Here is a 20531-nt window from a genome sequence, read left to right as displayed (position 1 = left end):
CTGAATTCTACGGATGAAGCGAAAGTTTGGGGGGAGATCGATGAATAATTTATGTGTAGCGCATCGCGGTTTTTCCGGCAAAGCGCCGGAGAACACGATGTCTGCTTTTCGAATGGCGATTGCCGAGCCTTATGTGCAGTGGATGGAGATCGATACGCAGCTTACGGCAGACGGTATACCGGTCGTTATACATGATTTTAGTCTGGATCGAACGACAAACGGCAGCGGGAAGGTCAAGGACCATACCTGGCAGCAGCTTCTTCGCTTGGATGCGGGCAGCTGGAAGGGCCGGGAATTCCACGGCGAGCGGATTCCTTCATTGGAGGAAGTACTTCGCCTGAGCTGCGGCCGCGTGCACCTTAACATTGAACTCAAAACGGCGGGGAACATGTATCCGGGTCTGGAAGAAGCGGTCATTGACCGCGTTTGCTCCTACCATATGGAGCAGGATGTCGTGGTGACGTCCTTTGATGCCGATGCGCTCCGGAGAGTGAGACAAATCCATCCTGGCATCCGGACGGGATTGATTATCGATGCCAGACCCAAGGATCTTGTCGAGCGTCTGCAAACGCTGCAGTGCTCATTTCTGTCGATCGGACATCCGAACCTCGACCATGAGCTGTTCGTCAGACTAAAAGAAGCGGGGATCACAGTCATGGGGTGGACGGTGGATGATGCCAAACGTATGAAGCGGCTGGCCAATATTTCCCCGGAAATTCTCCTGTGCACGAATCGGCCCGATGTGTGGAAACAAACGTTTATGCACTAGCATCTATACTACTTTCCAAAGGATGAGATGACGATGATTCAAAACGTATACTGTGTAGGACGCAACTACAAGCTTCATGCCGCAGAGCTCGGAAACGACGTGCCGGATGAACCGATGATTTTTATGAAGCCTTCCCATGCCGCGACGGCGTTAAACGGGCAGGTGTTGTCCATGCCTCAGGATAAGGGAGAGGTACATTATGAGGGGGAACTGGTACTCCGCGTTAAGCGTGCCTACGAACCAGGTGTTTCGGTGGATGAATTGATCGGAGGCATGGCGCTGGGTATCGACTTCACGCTGCGCGACGTGCAGACGGTGATCAAAAAGAAGGGCCATCCGTGGACGGCTGCCAAAGGGTTCAAAAATTCTGCCCCGATCTCCGGCTTTCAGGATTTCCCTGGGGCGGAAGCAGCTGCTGCTGAGGATTTCGCCGTACATAAGAACGGCTCGGAAGTACAGCGCGGCAATATTAAGGACATGATTTTCTCGCTCCAGGAGATTGTCGACTACATCGGCACGAATTATGGATTGGGTGAAAACGATATTATTTTCACGGGCACCCCTGCCGGAGTAGGACCTTGCGCCGCCGGTGACAAGTTCGAGCTGTACTGGGGAGACCGGCTTCTCGGAAGCTGCGTGATCGGCTGATCATGGCTTGGCTGCTCGGTGCGCTGTGTGCCCTGATCGTTGCCGGCGGGGCTTACTGGAAACGTTCGCTTACGTTGTCCGGGGCCATAGCCGCTTGGGTCATGGGGACCGTTTATTTTGGCGCCGGAAATGTGCTCTGGTTTGGCATCCTGCTCGTGTTCTTCCTCAGCTCTTCGCTGCTGTCCAAGTTCAAACAGGCCAACAAAGCGGAGCTTGAGAAATCCTATGCCAAAACGGGAACGCGTGATGCCGGTCAGGTATTTGCCAACGGCGGCGCCGGCATGCTTCTGTGCATCCTGAATGCGATCTGGCCGGATCCGGGCTGGGTATATGCCTTTATCGGCGTTATGGCGGCTGCTACGGCCGATACATGGGCAACGGAATGGGGAGGCCTCAGCCGGAGACCGCCGCGTTCGGTGCTGACAGGAAAAGTGGTGCCTCCGGGCACCTCCGGGGGGGTTACGCTGCTTGGAAGCACGGCCGCCGCTCTTGGAGGCCTGATGATCGCTTGTTTCGGCTGTCTGTTCGCAGCGATGGCTGGGATGGAAGGCAGCTCGGGAGGGGCTTTCATCATAGCTGGCGTCATTGGCGGTCTGGTCGGCGCTTTTACCGATTCATTTCTGGGAGCGACGGTTCAGGTCATGCACCGCTGCCGGGTTTGCGGCAAAGAAGTCGAGGTGCTGTCGCACTGCGGCCAGCCGACGGAACCGGTTCGAGGCTGGCGCGGGATGAACAATGATGCCGTGAATTTCCTGTCCTCCTGCATCGGAGGAATCGCCGCGTTTGCCTTGGCGCTTTTGGGTTAAACAGGACATGCCTCGGGGTTACGGCAAGCATAACGAACCGCCTTTTGCAGGCGGTTTTTTTCAAGAGATCAGAAAGTATAAGTTTCGAAGCTCCCGCATCCTGATCTCGCAAGAAAAACTACTGCTAAGCGCGGTCTGACTCCTTTGGAGGTACGTCGATAGACGTTTTTCTTATGATTCCTGCAATAAGTCGAACATGGTGAGGTTCGGCTTGTTTATATCGGTCCAAACGGTATGCTAAAATAGAATCAGGCATTTCAAATCAGAGAGATAAGTAGGGAATAATAAATATGAATATCATGACGGTTGAACATATAGCCAAGAGCTACGGCGAAAAAATCCTGTTTCAGGATGCCTCCTTCGGTATGGAAGATAATGATCGCATCGGCATCGTGGGCGTGAACGGAACGGGAAAATCCACGTTTTTGCGTGTCATAGCCGGACTCGAGCAGCCGGACGCAGGCTCGATCGCTATCGGCAATCAGGTTAGGGTGCGCTTTCTGGCGCAAAATCCGGAGTTTGATCCGGCGAATACCGTGCTTCAGCAGGTATTTGAGGGGAATGACCCCAAGCTGAAGGTGGTCCGGGATTACACCGAAACGATGGAACGGCTTGAACTGAATCCGGCGGATGAAGGATTGCAGGAAAAGCTGCTGAAGCTGAATCAGCAAATGGAAACCCTGCAGGCCTGGCAGATGGAGAGCGAAGCGAAGACGATTCTGTCCAAGCTTGGAATCGTGAACTTCGACGCGACGATGGAATCCTTATCGGGCGGACAGCGCAAGCGCGTGGCATTGGCCCAAGCTCTTATTGAGCCCTGTGAGCTGTTGATTCTGGACGAGCCAACGAACCATATCGACAACGATTCCGTCATCTGGCTGGAGCAGTATTTGCAAAAGCGCCGCGGCGCGCTGCTCATGATTACGCATGACCGGTATTTTCTGGACCGGGTTGCCAATGTGATGCTGGAACTGGATCATGGCCGGCTGTTCCGATATGAGGCCAATTACTCCAGATTCCTCGAACTCAAGGCCGAGAGAGAGGAACGGGAGGAGGCATCCGAACAAAAAAGGCAGAATCTCCTCCGCAACGAACTGGCATGGATCCGCCGCGGGGCGAAAGCCAGATCGACCAAGCAAAAGGCGCGGATCGACCGCTTCGAAGCGCTATCGGATCAGCAAGGACCATCGCGCAGCGGCTCTGTTGATATGTCTGCCGCCTCCACGCGCTTGGGACGCAAAATCATTGAGCTGGAGCATCTCGGTAAAAAGGCCGGAGATAAGCTGCTGATCCATGACCTGAATTATATCAGCGTACCGGGGGATCGCGTGGGAATTGCCGGTCCGAACGGCAGCGGCAAATCCACGCTGCTGAACATGATCGCCGGAAGATTGGAACCGGACGAAGGTGAGGTCATCACGGGCACTACCGTTAAAATCGGTTACTTCACGCAGGAGCATCAGGATATGGATGGCAGCATGCGCGTGATTGAATATATCAAGGAAGAGGCGGAGGTCATTCGCTCCGGCGACGGCAGCAGTATTACAGCTTCGCAAATGCTGGAACGCTTCCTGTTCTCGCCTGCGATGCAGTGGACTCCGATTTCGAGGCTGTCTGGCGGGGAAAAACGCCGTCTATATTTGCTGCGTGTGCTTATGTCGGCACCGAATGTGCTGCTGCTGGACGAGCCCACAAATGACTTGGACATTCAAACCCTGTCGGTTCTTGAAGATTATCTGGATGATTTCCCGGGTGTCGTATTCGTCGTATCCCATGACCGTTACTTTTTGGATCGGACCGTGGATAAGATCATGGCCTTCGAGGGAAATGGAAGGATTAGGGTCCATGTGGGGAACTACACGGAATACAGCGAATGGATGGCGAAGAACGCCGAGCCTGCATCCGGCGAGCGCTTTGCGGAAAAGGCCAAGCCTGCGGCGGAAGCCGCGCCTCCAGAGGCTCCGCGGGAAAAGCTGAAGTTCAGCTTTAAGGAGCAGCGGGAATACGATCAGATCGACGAAATGATTGAGGCTTGCGAGAACAAGCTGGCGGGCATCCAGAAGAAGATGGAGGAATCCTTCAGCGACTCCGCGCTGCTGCAGGAGTTGATGCAGAAGCAGCAGGAGACGGAGCAGGAGCTCGAGCATCTGATGGATCGCTGGGCGTATTTAAACGAGCTTGCGGAGAAAATTGAAGCAAGCAAAAAAGGATAAGTTAAGCGATACAAACACGTTGAATCCGTTGATTCAGCGTGTTTTTTTTCGGCAAATCGCCCGCCGCTTAGACAGCATCATGTAGAACTTTAGGCAAACGGAAGGTTGACTTTGTTGGATTACATATGTAATATTGTTGAATGTAGATTACAAACGTAATCTGGATTGAGGAGGAGCATCATTGAACAAATTGCCCGTCATTTCAGAAGCAGAATGGGAAGTCATGAAAATATTATGGAAGGGTTCACCGAAGACCGCCAATGAAGTCATTGACGCCCTTGCTTCCCAAATCGATTGGAGCCCGAAAACGGTCCGGACGTTACTGAATCGGCTGGTTGCCAAAAAAGCGGCAGCGTATGATCCGGACAGCAGGCCGTATTCATATTATGCGCTGATTTCGGAAGAGGAGTGCCAAAAGGCCGAGACTCAAAGCTTTCTGAAACGGATCTACAGCGGTTCCTTCAAGCCGCTCATGGTAAATTTCTTGAAGAATGAGCAGCTCTCTTCGGACGAGATTGAAGAGCTGCGGAATCTGCTCGATGAACAGTCGCGTTTCACGAAAGGGGAATGATCATGGCGGATTTCCTCGCAAACCCCTTGCTGAACGAATTTTTCGCTTGGGTTCTAAAAACATCGCTGCTCGCAAGCGTCATGGCCGGACTCATCCTGATGATCAAGATGGCTTTGAACCATCGTTTAAAGCCTGGATGGCATTATATGCTATGGCTGTTATTACTGCTGAGGCTGATTATTCCTGCGGGTCCGCAAACCGCTTACAGCATCTATAATCTGTTGCCGTGGGTAGGGACGGCGTCGCAAGATGCGCTGCACCCAGCCGTACACACCGGAAAGGATAATCAGGCGGTATCGTATCCGGCCGAGGAACCCGAAGGCATACAGACGCCGGTTTCAACCACTCAGGATGCCGGTCCCATCGTCGAAGAGGGCTGGAATGCCAAGAAGGTGGCTATAGGTGTATGGCTCATCGTCGCTGTCATTATGCTGCTGCGATTACCGCTAGTCAATGCTGTATTCTCAATCAGGCTCCGTCGCTATGCAGTCACAGCTACGCCGGCTGACATGAGCTTGCTTCAGCAGGCTCAACGGGTTATGAGGATCAGAAGACGCGTGCGGCTCAGCTATTCGCCGATCGTTTCGACCCCAACCTTGTTCGGCTGGGTTCGCCCGCGGTTAATCATGCCCTTGAACATCCAGGAGCTGGATGACAAGCAAAAGCACCATATCTACATGCATGAGCTGGCGCATATGAAGCACGCTGATATTGCGGTGAACTGGCTGATGCATCTGCTGCTCGCGGTACATTGGTATAACCCGGTACTTTGGTATGCGCTGTACAAAATGCGAGAGGATCAGGAGCTTGCAGCCGATGCCGCAGCGCTTCGCAACATCGATCCCGCAGGGATCGCAGCGTATGGGCACACGATCATCACCTTGCTCGAAAGAAGCCGGCTGCGCGGCATGATCCCTGGTGCGGCTGGCGTATCCGGCTCCAAGCAGCAGTTAAAAAGGAGGATTCTTATGATTACAACCTTTAAGCATAGATCGTTCAGATGGACTTTGGCAGGGCTTGTGCTCGTGCTGGCATTAAGCGGCTGTGCGCTGACGAACGGAAAAACGCCAAGCGACAGCAATTCATCTGCGCCTTCTGAGACCACTCCAGCCCAAGAGGTGACGCCTGGAACGCCAGGTGATAACGGAGCTGTGCAGAATCCGAAGGATACCCAAAACGGCTCGGGGTCAGAGACGTCATCCACTGGAGGGGGTTCGTCCTCCCCGGGCAAATCGACAGGCGAGAAGCCATCGACGTCATCCGGCGGATCTGCAACCCGTGGACACGAACAACAAATCAAGGACATATATGCATTGGCTAAAAAAGGGCAAGTGAAGGGAGCCAATTTCGTATCCGGAAAGACGATTATCGACGATGTTCACAAGGCCTGGGGCGATCCTGACCGGCCTTGGCAGCCGACCGACTCCTATGCCTATGATTCCTATTCGCCGGGAGCGGGCAGAGGAACGTACGCCTTCGGAATCGGCCGGGGTGAGGTCGTGTATGATATCCGTTATTTCGGATCTCAGATCGATGAGAGCACGGCCTTCAATCAGATCAGTTTTACCGAAATTCAAAAAACGCTTGGCAAGCCGGGCTCGATCAAGACCAGCGGCAGCGATGACATTTTGATGTATAAGGTGGGGGATTACGAGCTTAAATTTGTCGGACCGCATTCGACGAAGCGGCTTGACCACATATCCGTGTATTCACCGCGAGCTGCCGCGCCAATGGGAGAAGCGAAGAGATAATCCTTCCGGCTATGATGAAAAAAAGGCTATCCGTTCGGATTGAACGGGTAGCCTTTTTGTTGTGCACGCAGGATGTCGTAAACCAAAAACCGGTACTAAGCTCTTACATAGGCTGCTAACAGCTTGGTTGTGTTGAACACCGCCTGCTTATGGGTGCGCTCCATCGCATGGGAAGCATGAACCCCAGGACCGATCAGGGCGGCGCGGATGTTATTGCCGGCGGACAGGGCAGCGGACGCATCCGAGCCGTAATGCGGATACACATCCACCGCAAACGGAATGTTTTCGGCTTTTGCAAGTTCAATCAACTTGCTGGTCATGTCATAGTCGTACGGCCCCGAGGAATCCTTTGCGCAGATGGATACATCGGTTTCTTTGCAGCTCAGGTCATCGCCGATGCATCCCATATCAACAGCGATCATTTCGTCAATGTCCTGCGGGATGTACGCGGCTCCATGACCCACTTCCTCATAGTTCGAGATGAGGAATTTCAGGTTGTGCTTCGGCTTCCAGCTCTCACGCTTCATGGATTCGAGCAAACCGAACAAGGCGGATACGCTTGCTTTGTCATCAATGTGGCGTGATTTCACGAACCCGCTGTCGGTCATGACCGCGCGGGAATCGAACGAAACGAAATCGCCGACGGAGATGCCCAGCTTGAGCACGTCTTCCTTGGAGTGGACAAGCTCGTCGATCCGGACCTCCATATGATCCTCCGAACGCTTGAAATCACGTGCGTCGCTGTAAACATGGACCGAAGGATGGGTGCTCAGGATCGTGCCGGTGTAGGTTTTGCCGCTGCGGGTATGGATGACGCAGTATTCGTTCTCCATGCTGTTCATCATGAATCCGCCAACGCTTGTCAACCGCAGCGTACCTTCGGATTTGACGGCACGAACCATGGCGCCAAGGGTATCGACATGCGCGCTGAGTCCGATCGTGCGGGAGCTGTCTTCGCCTTCGACCTCCAGGATCGCGCCGCCTTTTTGGTTCCAGGAGAGCTTCACGCCCAGAGAAGAAGCTTCGGCTTCGACCAGCTTCATGACTTGCGCAGTAAAACCGCTTGGGCTTGGAGTATCCAGCAGCTGTTTCAAAAAGTTCAGTATGTATTGTTCATTGGGTTGTATCGACATCGTGATGTCCTCCTCACATGATTAGGGTGTCTGAAGTTGTTCCTTATCGTTGGATTCCTTCGTCATTTCTTCTACCGGCAAAGGCTCGGTGTACCCGGTTTCGCTTTGGATGTGCGCGAGCTGGGCGGAGAGAAGCTTGATTTCTTTTTGCAGCCTATATTGTCTGAAGATACCGTAAGAACCGACGATGATGCCGCCGATGAGCGTACAGCCTACGATCAGCAGAATCAGCGGAATGTTGACCTCGCTAAACATCAAATTAACGCGCACGGGATCGACGTTGATGACGGCAAAAATGGCCGTCAGCAGCGCAAATACCAGCCCGGCAATCAGTGACCACTGGATTTTCATACGGACACCTCCCTCTAAAGACAGTATAAAATCCCTTGACCTTTTCGGACAAGGGATTTAGTACCATCCTGCTTGATTACTTCGTCATTTGTTCCAATTGTTCGATGACATTTTCAAAGACGCTCATTGCTTCGCGAATCGGCTGTGGCGAAGACATGTCGACGCCGGCTTTTTTCAGGATGTTAATGGAGTAGTCGCTGCCGCCGCTCTTCAGGAAGCCGAGGTAACGGTCCACCGCCGGCTGGCCTTCTTCAAGGATTTGCTTGGAGAAGCTGGTTGCCGCAGAGAATCCGGTCGCGTACTTATACACGTAGAAGCTGGTGTAGAAGTGAGGGATGCGCGCCCATTCCATTTCGATGTCTTTGTCCACAGCCATGCCCTTGCCATGGTATTTCACGTTCAGGTCGTAGTAGATTTCGGACAAAGCCTGCGGTGTCAACGCTTCGCCGGATTCGGCGCGCTCATGGACAAGCTTTTCGAACTCTGCGAACATTGTTTGACGGAACACGGTCGTGCGGAACTGGTCTGCATAGTACGTCAGCAGGTACATTTTTTCTTTCGGATCCGTCGATTTCTTTAGCAGGTAATCCATCAGCAGCGCTTCGTTGGTCGTGGAAGCGACCTCGGCCAGGAAGATGGTGTACTGCGCGTCACGGTATGGCAGCGTGTTATCCGAGTAGTAGGAATGCAGCGCATGGCCCATTTCGTGAGCGAGCGTGAACATGCTGTTCAGGTTGTCCTTGTGGTTCAGCAGCACGAACGGATGCGTGCCGTAAGCTCCCCAGCTGTATGCGCCGGTACGTTTGTTTTCGTTTTCGTACACGTCGATCCACTTGTTGTCGAAGCCTTCCTGCAAGGACTTCAGATAATCCTGTCCGAGCGGCTTGAGACCTTCGGAAACGGTTTTCTTGGCTTCGTCGTAAGTGATGTCCATTTTGTATTCATCCACCAGCGGGGCGAACAAGTCATACATATGGAGCTCGTCGACGCCGAGCAGCTTTTTGCGCAAATTCATGTATCTGTGCAGCAGCGGCAGGCTTTCATGGATGGTGTCGATCAGATTCGTGTACACTTCCTTCGGAATGTTGTCGCCGTAGAGGGACATCTCCAGCACGGAAGGATATTTGCGCACATTGGCGTAGAACATGTTTTTGTTGACGTTCGCGTTCAGCGTAGCGGCAATCGTGTTTTTTTGCTTGGCATAGGTGGCATATACCGCCTTGAAAGCGCGCTCGCGGACTTCGCGGTTCGGGCTCTCCAGGAACTGGATATAATTGCCGTGGGTCAGCTCGACTTCCTTGCCTTCTTCGTTTTTAATCTTCGGAAACTTGATGTCCGCGTTGTTGAGCATGCCGAAAATCGTTTGCGGCGCCTGGGACAGGTTGCCGACCTGCGCGAGCAGCGCTTCTTCGTTCTTGGAAAGGATGTGCGCTTTCTCGCGTTTCATCTCGGTCAGGGTGAATTTGTAGGCGGCAAGCTCCGGATCGGCGATGAACGCATCCAGCTTGTCGTCCGGCAGGGCGAGGATTTCCGGCGTGACGAAGGAAAGGGCCTCTCCGACCTGTACATTCATTTTTTTGGCTTTCTGGGAAAGCCCCTGGTATGTAGGATTTGCTGTATCTTCGTCATGATGCAGATGCGCGTAAACGTATAGGCGCTCGGTTTTTTGTGAAATGTCGTCTTCAAGGGCGAAGCAGTCTTTAACAGATTTAGCGTTATCCAGCTTGCCTTGGAACTCGGCGATTTTCTTCACTTCCTGCTGAAGCTCGGCATAAGTCTGGTCCCAGGCTTTTTGGCCATCGAATAAATCCTCGACATTCCATTTGTTCTCTTCAGCTACCTCAGAGCGCTTCAATAATTGTTCCATGGGAATCCTCCTTAAATGTTGGGATGATGTTAGATGGGTTCCACTTGACGAAACCGCCGGAGGAAAGAGGGGAATCGCACTCACGGCGAACGTGAATAGGGCAGCAAGCCTGAATGTCCTGGTGCAGTTCACAGGCAGGGAGCCTCCTTGTTTTGGAAAGTTACCCCATAGTATGAACTTTTCCCCTAAAAATTATTTACGCTTTCCTTCAAGGGCTGGAACCCATGGTGAAGAGACTGTATACAATAAGGAAAAAGGCAAACAGGATCATAACGGTCGCAATGCTTGCGAGTCCCCGTCTCAGCTTCTGCGGCACCGAGTTTCTCATCATGATGAGCACGGCTCCAAGACAGAACGCGGAAATGATGAAGATAAGAGTGCTGCTGTATTCCATGTGAAGGACTAAACTCCTTTAAAGGCAGCCATCACCCGGCGCCATTCATCCATGTTATCTTCGTATTCTTCCTTGGGAAAACGGGTTTCGGCCCATTGCATGAGGGCAGGCCGACTCATGAAGGTATGGGTTTCCTCGCCCCATTGATCAGAGATCTCCCGAAGAACGATGTATCGTCCCTGGACTTCAACGGTCATCATGTTCCATTTGTCTTTTTTGTATATTTCATGTTTTTTGATCATATGCATTCTCCGTTTGGTCTTTTGGTAAAATGATACCGCAGAGGAAGCTCCAAAAGCAAATGAAAAGATGGATTTCATCAAAAGAGCGATTGCATTGTCAAGTTGCATGAAGTATAATGTACTTATTCGCCACATATGGCGGTATTTTTAGGAGGTTGTTCATTTGAAAGGTACAGTTAAATGGTTTAACGCAGAAAAAGGCTATGGCTTTATTCAAGTTGAAGGCGGCGAGGACGTATTCGTACATTTCTCCGCAATCCAAGGAGACGGCTTCAAAACTTTGGACGAAGGTCAAGAAGTTGAATTCGAAATCACTGAAGGCAACCGTGGCCCTCAAGCTGCAAACGTAACTAAATTATAAGATCGACTCCGATATCGGATTTCTTATAGCTTTGGTTAGATAAAAGCCTATAAAAGCACAGTTCTCATCAAGGGAACTGTGCTTTTTTTGTATTGTTTACGGATAGAGGCTTACGCTTTTTGTACGGGCACGGCTGTGGTGTATGCTGGTTGCGATCAAAAACTGTGCGCCATAGTAGGTGGCCATGATGAGGATGCCTGAGTACGGAACGTCAGCGATGAACTTGTTCCAGGCCAGGATGGAATCCGAAACGATGAAGAGGAGCGCGCCGCAGGCAGCGGGCAGGGAGGCGGACATAATGGCAAAGAAGCCCATCGAAGAGATGACGACCAGATATGCCAGAACAGGAAGCAGCATGCCTAAATTGCCCCCGTCTTGCAGTCCATGATACAGCCTCCAGCCCATGAACGCGGCATACAACGCGATAGGAAGGAGCGCAGACATCCGGGTAGGATGAAAGGTCCAGCGGGTGGCAAAGGCCGACAGGTAGAACAGATGGCCGACGAGAAATGCTGTCAGACCGATAAGAAACCAGTGTAGCAGACCGTCGCCGAGCATGCAGAAGAAGAGGCCTGACAAGGTCAGCATGGCGTAACTCTTCTTGGCAGAAGACGCGTGAATCCATGCATAGATCAGAATGAGCGCCATGGGAATTAACTTGAATACCAGACTGTGGAGCAGGAAAATATACACAAGTCCCATGATTAGAATGGCAGCGGGAAGCAGCCGTTTGTACATGCGTTTGAGCCTCCTTCGGCCGAAATCAGTCTAATTTAAAATATATTTCGCGGGAATATTCCAAGAATCCTTTTTTTATTGCTAGAACGCTTACATGCCGTACTCAAGGCAATGAAAGCCTTTTCTTTATAGTATATTTCGGCAAATTCCCTTCCATGACGTGATCTAGTTTATTTGTGCTATTTTAAGGACCATATTATAATAAAGTGCATTAGGATAGATACAAGTAGACAACAATGTGGAGGCACCGTCTTGAATGATCATGGGCAAAGTCAATATCAAGTTCCCCGGAACCCTATAAGCTTAATGGGACGAGTGTACAAGCATGTTCTTCCGGAGGTGCGGAAGGAATTGGACGGTTGGCGGAAGGCGGCCGGACGGATTCCTGATCCGGAGCTTCGCAAGCAAGCGCTTGCCAGCATTGAAACGAAGCAGTTTCATTGCGAGGGCGGTGGAATCTATGCGGCTGTTCCTTTGCCGGACAGGCTCGTTCTGACCAAGCTGATTGTTGCTTATCAGACGATCAGCGATTATCTGGATAATTTATGCGACCGCAGTACCTCTATGGATCCCGAGGATTTCCGGCTCTTGCATCAATCGATGCTGGATGCGACGGATCCGGATGCCGTGCCCGTAAATTATTATGCGCTGCGTCAGGAGCAAAATGACGGGGGATATCTGCGCAGTCTGGTAACGACCTGCCAGAGCTGCATCCGACAGCTTCCCGGCTACGCTGCGGCTATGCCTTACGTCCGGGACCTGGCGGGCCTGTATACCGACCTGCAGGTCTACAAGCATATCAAGCCCGAACTCAGGGAGCAGGCGCTGCTGGACTGGTGGGAGCTTCACCGTGAACGGACACCCCACCTCCGTTGGAATGAGTTCGCCGCCGCTACCGGCTCGACCTTGGGCGTATTCATGCTGTTTCTTGCCGCGAGCGACAGGCACTTGAACGATACGGCTGCGGCCTCCATTCATGCGTCATACTTTCCACATGTTTGCTGTCTGCACATTATGCTGGATTACCTGATTGATCAGGAAGAGGATCGGCTGGGCGGAGATCTGAATTTTTGCAATTATTATGATTCTCCCGATAGTATGCTGGACCGGATTGCCTTGATTGTGGAGTCGGCGCGCAAGGATGTCTTGTCCATTCCTGTGCCGCCGTTTCACCGAATGATCATTGAGGGATTACTGGCAATCTATTTGTCCGATCCGAAAGTCAGCGAGCAGCAGGAAGTTCGCTCCGTATCCAAGCGTCTGATGAAAGGAAGCCCATTGACCAGGCTCTTCTTTTTCGTCAACAGCCGCTGGATCCGCAAACATTTGTATGAGTGATTACGAGGAGGAATTTTTCATGACAGTGAAAAAGATTGCAGTACTGACCAGTGGCGGCGATTCCCAAGGGATGAACGCGGCGGTTCGCGCGGTGGTTCGCAGCGGACTTTACCATGGGCTTGAAGTGTACGGGATTCAGCGCGGTTATCAGGGACTGCTAAACGATGATATTTTCTCAATGGATCTGCGCAGCGTAGGGGATATCATCCAGCGCGGGGGTACGATTTTGCAGTCTGCACGCTGTAAGGAGTTCATGACGCCGGAAGGACAGCAAAAAGGTGCCGATATTCTGCGCAAGCACGGCATCGACGGCCTCGTGGTTATCGGAGGCGACGGTTCTTATCATGGCGCCAACAAGCTGAGCAAGCTCGGCATCAACACGATGGCGCTGCCTGGCACGATTGACAACGACATTTCTTACACGGATTTTACCATCGGATTCGATACCGCGGTGAGCATCGTCGTGGACGCGGTGAACAAGCTTCGCGATACGATGTCTTCGCATGAACGCTCCTCGATCGTGGAGGTCATGGGCAGACACTGCGGCGATATCGCACTCTACGCAGGTCTGGCTTCGGGGGCTGAAACGATCCTCGTGCCGGAAGTTCCGCATGACATGGATGAAATTACGGAACGCATGAAGCAGAATTTCGCGCTTGGCAAACGCCACAGCATCGTCATTGTGGCTGAAGGTGTAGGCAGCGGTGAAGATGTGGCCAAAGCCTTGACCGACCGCTGTCCGACCCTTGAACCCCGCGTAACGGTGCTTGGACATATTCAGCGCGGCGGTACGCCGACGCCTTCCGATCGGAACCTGGCCAGCCGTCTTGGCGACTTTGCTGTCCGCAAGCTGATTGAGGGCGAATCGGATAAAGCCTGCGGAATCATTAAAGGAGATTTGGTTCTCACGGATATCGACAAAGTCGTTAACAGCAAAAAAGCATTCAACATGGAGTTATACGAATTGGCATCCCGGTTATCGCAATAATTTATTACAAAAGACCTTGCAGAGCACGTCTTCTGCAAGGTCTTTTTTTTTATTGTTCAGGAAGCGGTCAAGGAAGCATGACGGCGGTTGTTACGCTGTACCTTCACTAGCCGCCATAGAAGAAGGGTCGCGCCTGCCGCGAGTCCGGTAATGAGGCCGATCCAGAAGCCGTATGCCCCGAGCGACGTGTAGGTGGCAAGAACAAACCCGACGGGGAGGCCGATAACCCAATAAGAAATGAACGTAATGATAAATGCCGGATTCACGTCCTTGTACCCACGCAGCGCCCCCTGAACTGGCGTGGCAATGGCATCGGAAATCTGGAAGAAGATCGCATAGATCAGGAAATGCTTCGTCAACGCGATCACGTTGCTTTCGTCCGAATACAGGCCCGCGACATATTGGCCTGCCACAAGCAACACCACGGCCGTCAAGAGTGATAACATGATGGCAGAGGAGATGCCAAGAATACTGTACTGCCTTGCGTCCTTTAGACGTCCGGAGCCCTTTTCGAAGCCGACAAGAATCGTGAGCGCCATGCTGATGCTGAGCGGGATCATATACAGCGTCGTGGCGAAATTCATCGCTGCCTGGTGCGCGGCGATTGTAATGGTATCGAATCGGCTCATCAGCAAGGTGACGGCCGCGAATACGGCCGTTTCGAAGAAGATGGAAAAACCGATCGGAACCCCGATTTTCAGCAGCTCTGTCCATGCTTTCAGGGACACGCCGTGGAAGGTGCGGAAGATGCCGAAGGAAGCAAAGGGCTTCAGACGCGTCACGAAGACGACCGCAATGATAAACACGCACCAATACGTTATGGCAGACGCGATGCCTGCACCAGCGCCGCCAAGGCGCGGAAATCCCCAGTTCCCGAAAATCAGGAGGTAATTCAGGAAAATATTAATCGGAAGCGATATGAGCGTAATCGTCATCGACATCCGGGTTTGGCCCAGCGCGTCGATAAAGCTTCGTATCACCGTATAACCGAACATGGGGATGATACCGATCGACAAATAGCTTAAGAAGCGGAAGGCGATATGCCGGACATCCGGGTCGAGGTTCATCGCGCCAAGAATGGTCGGAAGCAGGAGGCTTCCTGCGGCTAGGATGGCTAAGGCCAGGAGCAGCGCAAGCCATAGGCCCTGCATGACTTGGTACGCGACCTTCTTCACCTGGCCTCCCCCCATCAAGTGGGAGACGATTGGCGTCATGCCCATCAGGATGCCGCTAAGCCCGGTCTGCAGAGGAATCCACAGGCTGGAGCCAATGGCGACGCCTGCCAAATCGGTGGAGCTTGCCTTGCCCGACATGTTCGTGTCGAAGAACGTAATGGCGGACAAGGCGATTTGCGTAATCAAAATGGGCAGCAGTATAACGAGAAATTGCTTCGACTTTTGCTGAAGCGTCAAGGTTGGTTTCATATCGGGCAAGCCTCACAGTAATGAAATTCTGACATCGAGTGACAGGAGTCTATTGTAGAACATAAGCTCTGGTTTGAACAGGGAGAATCGCGGAACCGGTGTCGGATCCTGCCGTCATTCCTCCGTACTGGTGTCGGTCCGCATAAGAACAACCCGGCCTGATCGGCCGGGTTGTTAGGACGGGATATTGTATTAATAATCCACGCCAGGGCTGTATCGGTTCGTGGCATTCCAGAGCAGGTATTCGTCGATTTTCATATCCTTCAAAGCGCGGATCTGCTCATCGACTTGAGCCTTGCCATACTTGATGTAATGTCCGCTTCCAAGCCAGCTGGCCGTGAAATCCTGAATCCAGGGGCGTACGATCGGCTTCTGATCCTCCAGCGGAGTCAGCTTCTTAAAGGTGTCGGTCATAGAGCCTTTGATGGTTTTGTAAGGTTCTTTGTCCGGATCCTTGGCTCCGAACCATCCTTGGGTATAGTGGCTCGGATATACCATCGGACTGATGACATCCACGTTTTCGGAAATTTTGTTGAAGTCCTGCCCAATGCCTTCCGCAGCTGGGACGGACGCTGCATAGCCGAAAATATCGACCGATACGCGTACGCCCAAGGGCGCTAGCTGCTTGCGTGCATACTGCACGAATTCAGCCACGGCATCCACGCGGGATTTGCCGTTCTTGATGTATTTCAAGGAATCCGCACGTTTTTCAAAGCCTTCCGGGAAGCGGACATAGTCAAACTGGATTTCCTTGAAACCGAGTTTGGCGGCCTCTTTGGCGATCTCGACGTTGTAATCCCAGACTTCCTTGCTGAACGGATTGACGAAGCTGTCGCCTTTTCCGTTCTTCCATACGGTTCCATCCTTGTTAACAAAGGAAAGATCAGGACGTTTTTTGGCAAGAACCGTATCCTTGAAGACGACGACGCGAGCGATCGGATAAACCTGATGCTCTTTCAGGCGTTCCATCAGAGCGTTGATGTCATGAATGAAAGGCTGAGGATTCCCTTTTTTAATCAAGTCGGGGTTGTCCGTTTTGTATGTTATGTATCCTGCGTCATCCTTGATATCGATGACCATGGCGTTCAGTTCCGTCTTGTCCAGCAAATCGAGAAGCTGTGCCATTCGGGAACCTCCAGCACTGTATGCCGTAACGTACACGCCTTTTATCTTGGGAGCGTTCGCTTGCGGGTCTACCTTGGCAGGCGGGTTGTCCGCGCTTACCGCCACGTCTTTGGACTGAGAAGCGATGATGGCTGAGTTGATCGAAGACTGAATAATACTAGCAACATGATGATTGTCGTTCTGCGGATGATGAGCCGCGCTGCTGCCCAAAATCATCAGCAGAGCCCAGATGATATTCATAAACAATTCTCTCCCTTGTTAGCGTTCACAATATGATTATATAAGAACAAATGAGCTTAAAAACAACAGCTTTGTAACAATTTGGCGGATTTTTACGAAACGATGCAGCCCCCTTTTTCTTAAACGGCTTCCGGCCGATTTAAACCCTTCTATGTGCTTTTAGCTTTGCCTGTATGAACGGTAAATACGTATGGAGCAAGGGATTGCCAACATTTATACATTTTTGCGAACCCGAGGAAAAACAAAAAAGCCGCCAGTTTTCAGTGTGAAATCAGGGACTGAAAAAAGGCGGCACGATCCATCTTGTGTTTCCAAGCCATCTTAATTAATGAAGAGGCGCAGAGCTTTGATGTTCACAGATACTGAACTGGATAATCTCCATAGCATCATCCTGTTCCAGGATACCGAGGCCATCCCTCAGCACAATGAGCGAATTCAGTTCATTTTGCTTCAAGAAAGGCATCATATCTGGGAACCACTTCATGACGATTTGGGACAATTTTACCGTTTCCATTTCCACAAAAATCACCCTTTCCTCTCTGGATTCTTTAAGCCTCGTACTATAAAGCCAAGGAGAATCGGAAAAGCGTTTAAGTGCTTGGAATAGCCGGGTCAATCCTAATCTCATGGAACTATTTGCAGGAACCGCGCATCTTTAATATACCACAAAACACATGTTTTTTACACAGCGGCCACCAAAATCAGCTTCTGCGGAAGGAGCCCATGACTCCGACGGTTTCGACAATGTTGACGAACGCTTTCGGGTCGGTCTGCTTGATGATTCGTTTCAGCTCCTGCAGCTCGTACCGGGTGGTTACCGTCATCAGCATGTCTTTGGCTTCATGTGAAAAGGCACCCTCCGTCTTGATTTTGGTCACGCCGCGGGGCCGCACCAGCAGTTGGTTCAGAAGAGCTTCGGTTTCATTGGTGATAATGTATACCGTTACCTTGAAGTGGCTGACGTGAATCATGTCCACGACCTTGCCGGTCACGAAGATCGAAACCATGGAGGCCAAAGCGAGATTCCAGTCGTTCTGCAGGTAACCCGCCGCCAGAATAACCAGTCCGTTCATGGCAACAAGGACATTGCCGATCGGAAAATCGCGGTAACGGGTTACAATGGAGCCGGCGATGTCGAAGCCTCCGGATGACCCGCCGGCACGAAACGAGATGCCGGCGCCGATGCCGACGAGGACACCTCCGAACACGGCGGCAAGCAGGGTATCCGAGGCCAGAGCCGTGACGGGTACGAGGGCGATGAACCAGGTTGTGGCCACAACGGACACAATGCTGAGCACGATAAATCTTTTGCCCAACATGAACCAGCCTGCGACCAGAATCGGAACGTTAAAAACGAAATACAATATACTCAAATCCACTGGTGTAAAATAATTCACTAACATGGACAGTCCGGATACGCCGCCGCTGAGTAGCTGGTGTGGAACCAGAAACAGGTTGAATCCGCAGGCGATAAAAGCGGCGCCGATGATCACGACAAGATACTTCCAGATGTTGCTGAGCCTCAAAGTGCCCACCTCAATTTCATATGTAATAGTGTCAGGTTGAAAAGGTCATTTCATGTTTAGTTGTAAGCCGCTGGTGTTTGTAATTTATTTTGTGATATAATGTATTAGATGTTCTTGAGTAGGCTTGTACAATAGTATTATTCTAACATTGTTTCAGGAGAAAAATTACCGTTTACTAAAATATGTAGGCTGTTTTTGCCCTGGATAAACGCTATAGAGAATATAAGCCATGTAATAAATTCTGAAGAATGGCTAACCTATATATGTTTACCGCTACTTAAGAATACAGACAAGATTGTGGAATGTCCACTATATAGAAGGAGTATGAATATTTTGAAAAATTTCGCAGAATTAGGTCTTGAACCAAAGGTTCTTCAGGCCATTACAGAGCTTGGATTTGAGGAAGCTACACCGATCCAGGCACAGTCGATTCCGATCGCTATGTCGGGACGCGACATGATCGGTCAAGCACAGACCGGTACGGGTAAAACCGCCGCTTTCGGTATCCCTTTGATCAATAAAATTTCTAAGGACACGGACAAAATCGTAGCACTCATTATGACTCCAACGCGTGAGCTTGCCATTCAGGTTGCTGAAGAGATCGGAAAGCTGACACGCTTCAAAGGCATCGGTTCGCTTCCAATCTACGGCGGTCAGGATATCGGACGCCAGATTCGCGCATTGAAGAAGAAACCGCAAATCATCATTGGTACGCCAGGCCGTCTGCTTGACCACATCAACCGCAAAACCATCCGCCTGGATGACGTAGAAACGGTCATTTTGGACGAAGCCGACGAAATGCTCGACATGGGATTCATGGAAGACATCCAATCGATCCTGAAGCTTGTACCCGAAGAACGCCAAACCATGTTATTCTCCGCAACAATGCCGCCAAACATTCAAAAACTGGCTCAGCAATTTTTGAAAAATCCTGAACATGTATCGGTTGTACCTAAACAAGTCAGCGCACCGCTGATTGACCAAGCGTATATTGAAGTGCCTGAACGCCAGAAGTTTGAAGCGCTTTGCCGTTTGATCGATATGGAATCCCCAGAGCTTGCGATCGTGTTCGGACGCACCAAGCGCCGGGTTGACGAATTGTCCGAAGCCCTGCAAAAACGCGGATATTCCGCAGACGGACTTCATGGCGACCTTTCCCAGAACCAACGTGATACCGTTATGCGCAAATTCCGTGACGGAAGCATCGATGTACTCGTAGCGACAGACGTGGCTGCACGTGGTCTCGACGTTTCCGGCGTAACGCATGTAGTCAACTTTGACCTTCCGCAAGATCCGGAGAGCTATGTGCACCGTATCGGCCGTACAGGCCGCGCAGGCAAAGAAGGTACGGCATGGTCTTTCGTAACGCCTCGTGAAATCGACCATCTGCATCTGATTGAGCGTGTTACGCGCCATCGCATTACCCGCAAGCCGCTTCCTACACTGGCTGAAGCTATCGAAGGCAAACAGCGCATCATCGCAGAACGCCTGCTTGAGACGATTGAGTCCGGCGAACTGAATGAATACAAAGGCCTTGCCATTCAGCTCTTGGAGCAGTACGATTCCGTCCAGCTCTTGTCCGGAGCCATGAAAATGCTGACCGGCGAAAAACGCGATTCCGAGATTCAACTGACTCCAGAGGATCCGATCCGCGTAAAACGTCGTTACAACAACGGTAAGCCAGACCTTCGCAATGGTCGTAAGCCATCCGGCAACTACGGCGGATTCCGCGGCGGCAATGGCGGCGGTAACCGTAACGGCGGCGGATATAACCGTGACCGTGATAACGGCGGACGCGGCGGATACAACCGCAGCGGCGGCGGACGCAGCAGCGATTCCTCCTACCGTGACGGAGGAGACCGTAAACCGCGTACGAGCAACGGTGAAGGAAGACGTCCTTCCAAGCGCGATGACTCCTTCAACAGCTAAGATGTTGAAGTTCTAACGAAAGAGACGGAGCATGCAGCCGCATGCTCCGTCTCTTTTTGCTTTTAGGGCAAAATCCCTTTTATCCGGTTCGTTCTGTTATTTGTCTAGGCTGACTTC

General features: G+C 51.6%; 20 protein-coding genes. 10 read left to right on the top strand and 10 right to left on the bottom strand.

Going from position 1 to position 20531, the window contains the following annotated elements; all coding sequences use genetic code 11:
- Positions 1-40 precede the first annotated feature (40 nt).
- The 6 genes from PCH05_RS01500 (at position 41) to PCH05_RS01475 (ending at position 6758) form a co-directional block, all read left to right on the top strand.
- Positions 41-769: a glycerophosphodiester phosphodiesterase gene (locus tag PCH05_RS01500; RefSeq protein ID WP_127599917.1), complete on the top strand. Its 729-nt coding sequence runs from the start codon at positions 41-43 to the stop codon at positions 767-769.
- A gap of 27 nt (positions 770-796) precedes the next feature.
- Positions 797-1417, top strand: coding sequence for a fumarylacetoacetate hydrolase family protein (locus tag PCH05_RS01495; protein ID WP_127599915.1), 621 nt, complete (start codon positions 797-799; stop codon positions 1415-1417).
- A 2-nt stretch (positions 1418-1419) separates the two neighbouring features.
- Positions 1420-2223 (top strand): DUF92 domain-containing protein, encoded by an 804-nt coding sequence (locus tag PCH05_RS01490; protein ID WP_127599913.1) that lies wholly within the window; start codon positions 1420-1422, stop codon positions 2221-2223.
- A 290-nt stretch (positions 2224-2513) separates the two neighbouring features.
- Positions 2514-4436: an ABC-F family ATP-binding cassette domain-containing protein gene (locus tag PCH05_RS01485; protein WP_127599911.1), complete on the top strand. Its 1923-nt coding sequence runs from the start codon at positions 2514-2516 to the stop codon at positions 4434-4436.
- Between the two features lie 181 nt (positions 4437-4617).
- Positions 4618-5007: a BlaI/MecI/CopY family transcriptional regulator gene (locus tag PCH05_RS01480; RefSeq protein ID WP_127599909.1), complete on the top strand. Its 390-nt coding sequence runs from the start codon at positions 4618-4620 to the stop codon at positions 5005-5007.
- Positions 5008-5009: 2 nt separating this feature from the next.
- Positions 5010-6758, top strand: a complete 1749-nt coding sequence (locus PCH05_RS01475) for a M56 family metallopeptidase (RefSeq protein WP_164766501.1) — start codon at positions 5010-5012, stop codon at positions 6756-6758.
- A gap of 95 nt (positions 6759-6853) precedes the next feature.
- On the opposite strand, the gene PCH05_RS01470 is transcribed toward PCH05_RS01475, so the two are convergent.
- The 5 genes from PCH05_RS01470 to PCH05_RS01450 all read right to left on the bottom strand — a co-directional run bounded on the left by PCH05_RS01470 (position 6854) and on the right by PCH05_RS01450 (position 10745).
- Positions 6854-7891 (bottom strand): M42 family metallopeptidase, encoded by a 1038-nt coding sequence (locus PCH05_RS01470; protein ID WP_127599904.1) that lies wholly within the window; start codon positions 7889-7891, stop codon positions 6854-6856.
- Positions 7892-7912: 21 nt separating this feature from the next.
- Positions 7913-8242 carry a LapA family protein gene (locus PCH05_RS01465; protein WP_127599902.1) on the bottom strand — a complete coding sequence of 110 codons (330 nt, stop codon included), beginning with the start codon at positions 8240-8242 and terminating at the stop codon, positions 7913-7915.
- Positions 8243-8318: 76 nt separating this feature from the next.
- Positions 8319-10109 carry an oligoendopeptidase F gene (gene pepF, locus PCH05_RS01460; RefSeq protein ID WP_127599900.1) on the bottom strand — a complete coding sequence of 597 codons (1791 nt, stop codon included), beginning with the start codon at positions 10107-10109 and terminating at the stop codon, positions 8319-8321.
- Between the two features lie 208 nt (positions 10110-10317).
- Complete coding sequence (locus tag PCH05_RS01455) at positions 10318-10503, bottom strand: hypothetical protein (protein ID WP_127599898.1); 186 nt, start codon at positions 10501-10503, stop codon at positions 10318-10320.
- 8 nt (positions 10504-10511) lie between these two features.
- Complete coding sequence (locus tag PCH05_RS01450; protein WP_127599982.1) at positions 10512-10745, bottom strand: hypothetical protein; 234 nt, start codon at positions 10743-10745, stop codon at positions 10512-10514.
- 163 nt (positions 10746-10908) lie between these two features.
- On the opposite strand from PCH05_RS01450, the gene PCH05_RS01445 reads away from it, so the two are divergent.
- Positions 10909-11106: a cold shock domain-containing protein gene (locus PCH05_RS01445; RefSeq protein ID WP_127599896.1), complete on the top strand. Its 198-nt coding sequence runs from the start codon at positions 10909-10911 to the stop codon at positions 11104-11106.
- A gap of 96 nt (positions 11107-11202) precedes the next feature.
- On the opposite strand, the gene PCH05_RS01440 is transcribed toward PCH05_RS01445, so the two are convergent.
- On the bottom strand, positions 11203-11844 hold the full coding sequence (locus PCH05_RS01440) for a lysoplasmalogenase (protein ID WP_127599894.1): 642 nt from the start codon (positions 11842-11844) through the stop codon (positions 11203-11205).
- Positions 11845-12150: 306 nt separating this feature from the next.
- Here PCH05_RS01440 and PCH05_RS01435 point away from each other — a divergent pair, with 306 nt between their 5' ends.
- Together PCH05_RS01435 and pfkA are read left to right on the top strand one after the other, a co-directional pair.
- Positions 12151-13182 (top strand): tetraprenyl-beta-curcumene synthase family protein, encoded by a 1032-nt coding sequence (locus tag PCH05_RS01435; protein WP_371860499.1) that lies wholly within the window; start codon positions 12151-12153, stop codon positions 13180-13182.
- Positions 13183-13201: 19 nt separating this feature from the next.
- A complete protein-coding gene (gene pfkA, locus PCH05_RS01430) occupies positions 13202-14170 on the top strand; it encodes a 6-phosphofructokinase (protein ID WP_127599890.1) in 969 nt (322 codons plus the stop codon).
- A gap of 56 nt (positions 14171-14226) precedes the next feature.
- Here the strand turns inward: pfkA and PCH05_RS01425 are convergent, their stop codons facing one another.
- From PCH05_RS01425 to PCH05_RS01410, 4 genes are all read right to left on the bottom strand, one after another.
- Entirely contained in the window at positions 14227-15594 is a 1368-nt protein-coding gene (locus tag PCH05_RS01425) for an MATE family efflux transporter (protein ID WP_127599888.1), read from the bottom strand.
- A gap of 192 nt (positions 15595-15786) precedes the next feature.
- Complete coding sequence (locus tag PCH05_RS01420; protein ID WP_127599886.1) at positions 15787-16959, bottom strand: putative glycoside hydrolase; 1173 nt, start codon at positions 16957-16959, stop codon at positions 15787-15789.
- 325 nt (positions 16960-17284) lie between these two features.
- On the bottom strand, positions 17285-17488 hold the full coding sequence (locus PCH05_RS01415; RefSeq protein WP_174806213.1) for a hypothetical protein: 204 nt from the start codon (positions 17486-17488) through the stop codon (positions 17285-17287).
- A gap of 172 nt (positions 17489-17660) precedes the next feature.
- On the bottom strand, positions 17661-18485 hold the full coding sequence (locus PCH05_RS01410; protein WP_246049315.1) for a YitT family protein: 825 nt from the start codon (positions 18483-18485) through the stop codon (positions 17661-17663).
- Positions 18486-18818: 333 nt separating this feature from the next.
- Here PCH05_RS01410 and cshA point away from each other — a divergent pair, with 333 nt between their 5' ends.
- On the top strand, positions 18819-20414 hold the full coding sequence (cshA, locus tag PCH05_RS01405; protein WP_127599884.1) for a degradosome RNA helicase CshA: 1596 nt from the start codon (positions 18819-18821) through the stop codon (positions 20412-20414).
- Positions 20415-20531 lie beyond the last annotated feature (117 nt).

It is taken from the genome of Paenibacillus chibensis, assembly GCF_004001045.1.
Lineage (GTDB): Bacteria > Bacillota > Bacilli > Paenibacillales > Paenibacillaceae > Paenibacillus_AQ > Paenibacillus_AQ chibensis.
Note: the sequence above shows the minus strand (reverse complement) of the source record. Positions and strands in the feature narration are given on the sequence as shown.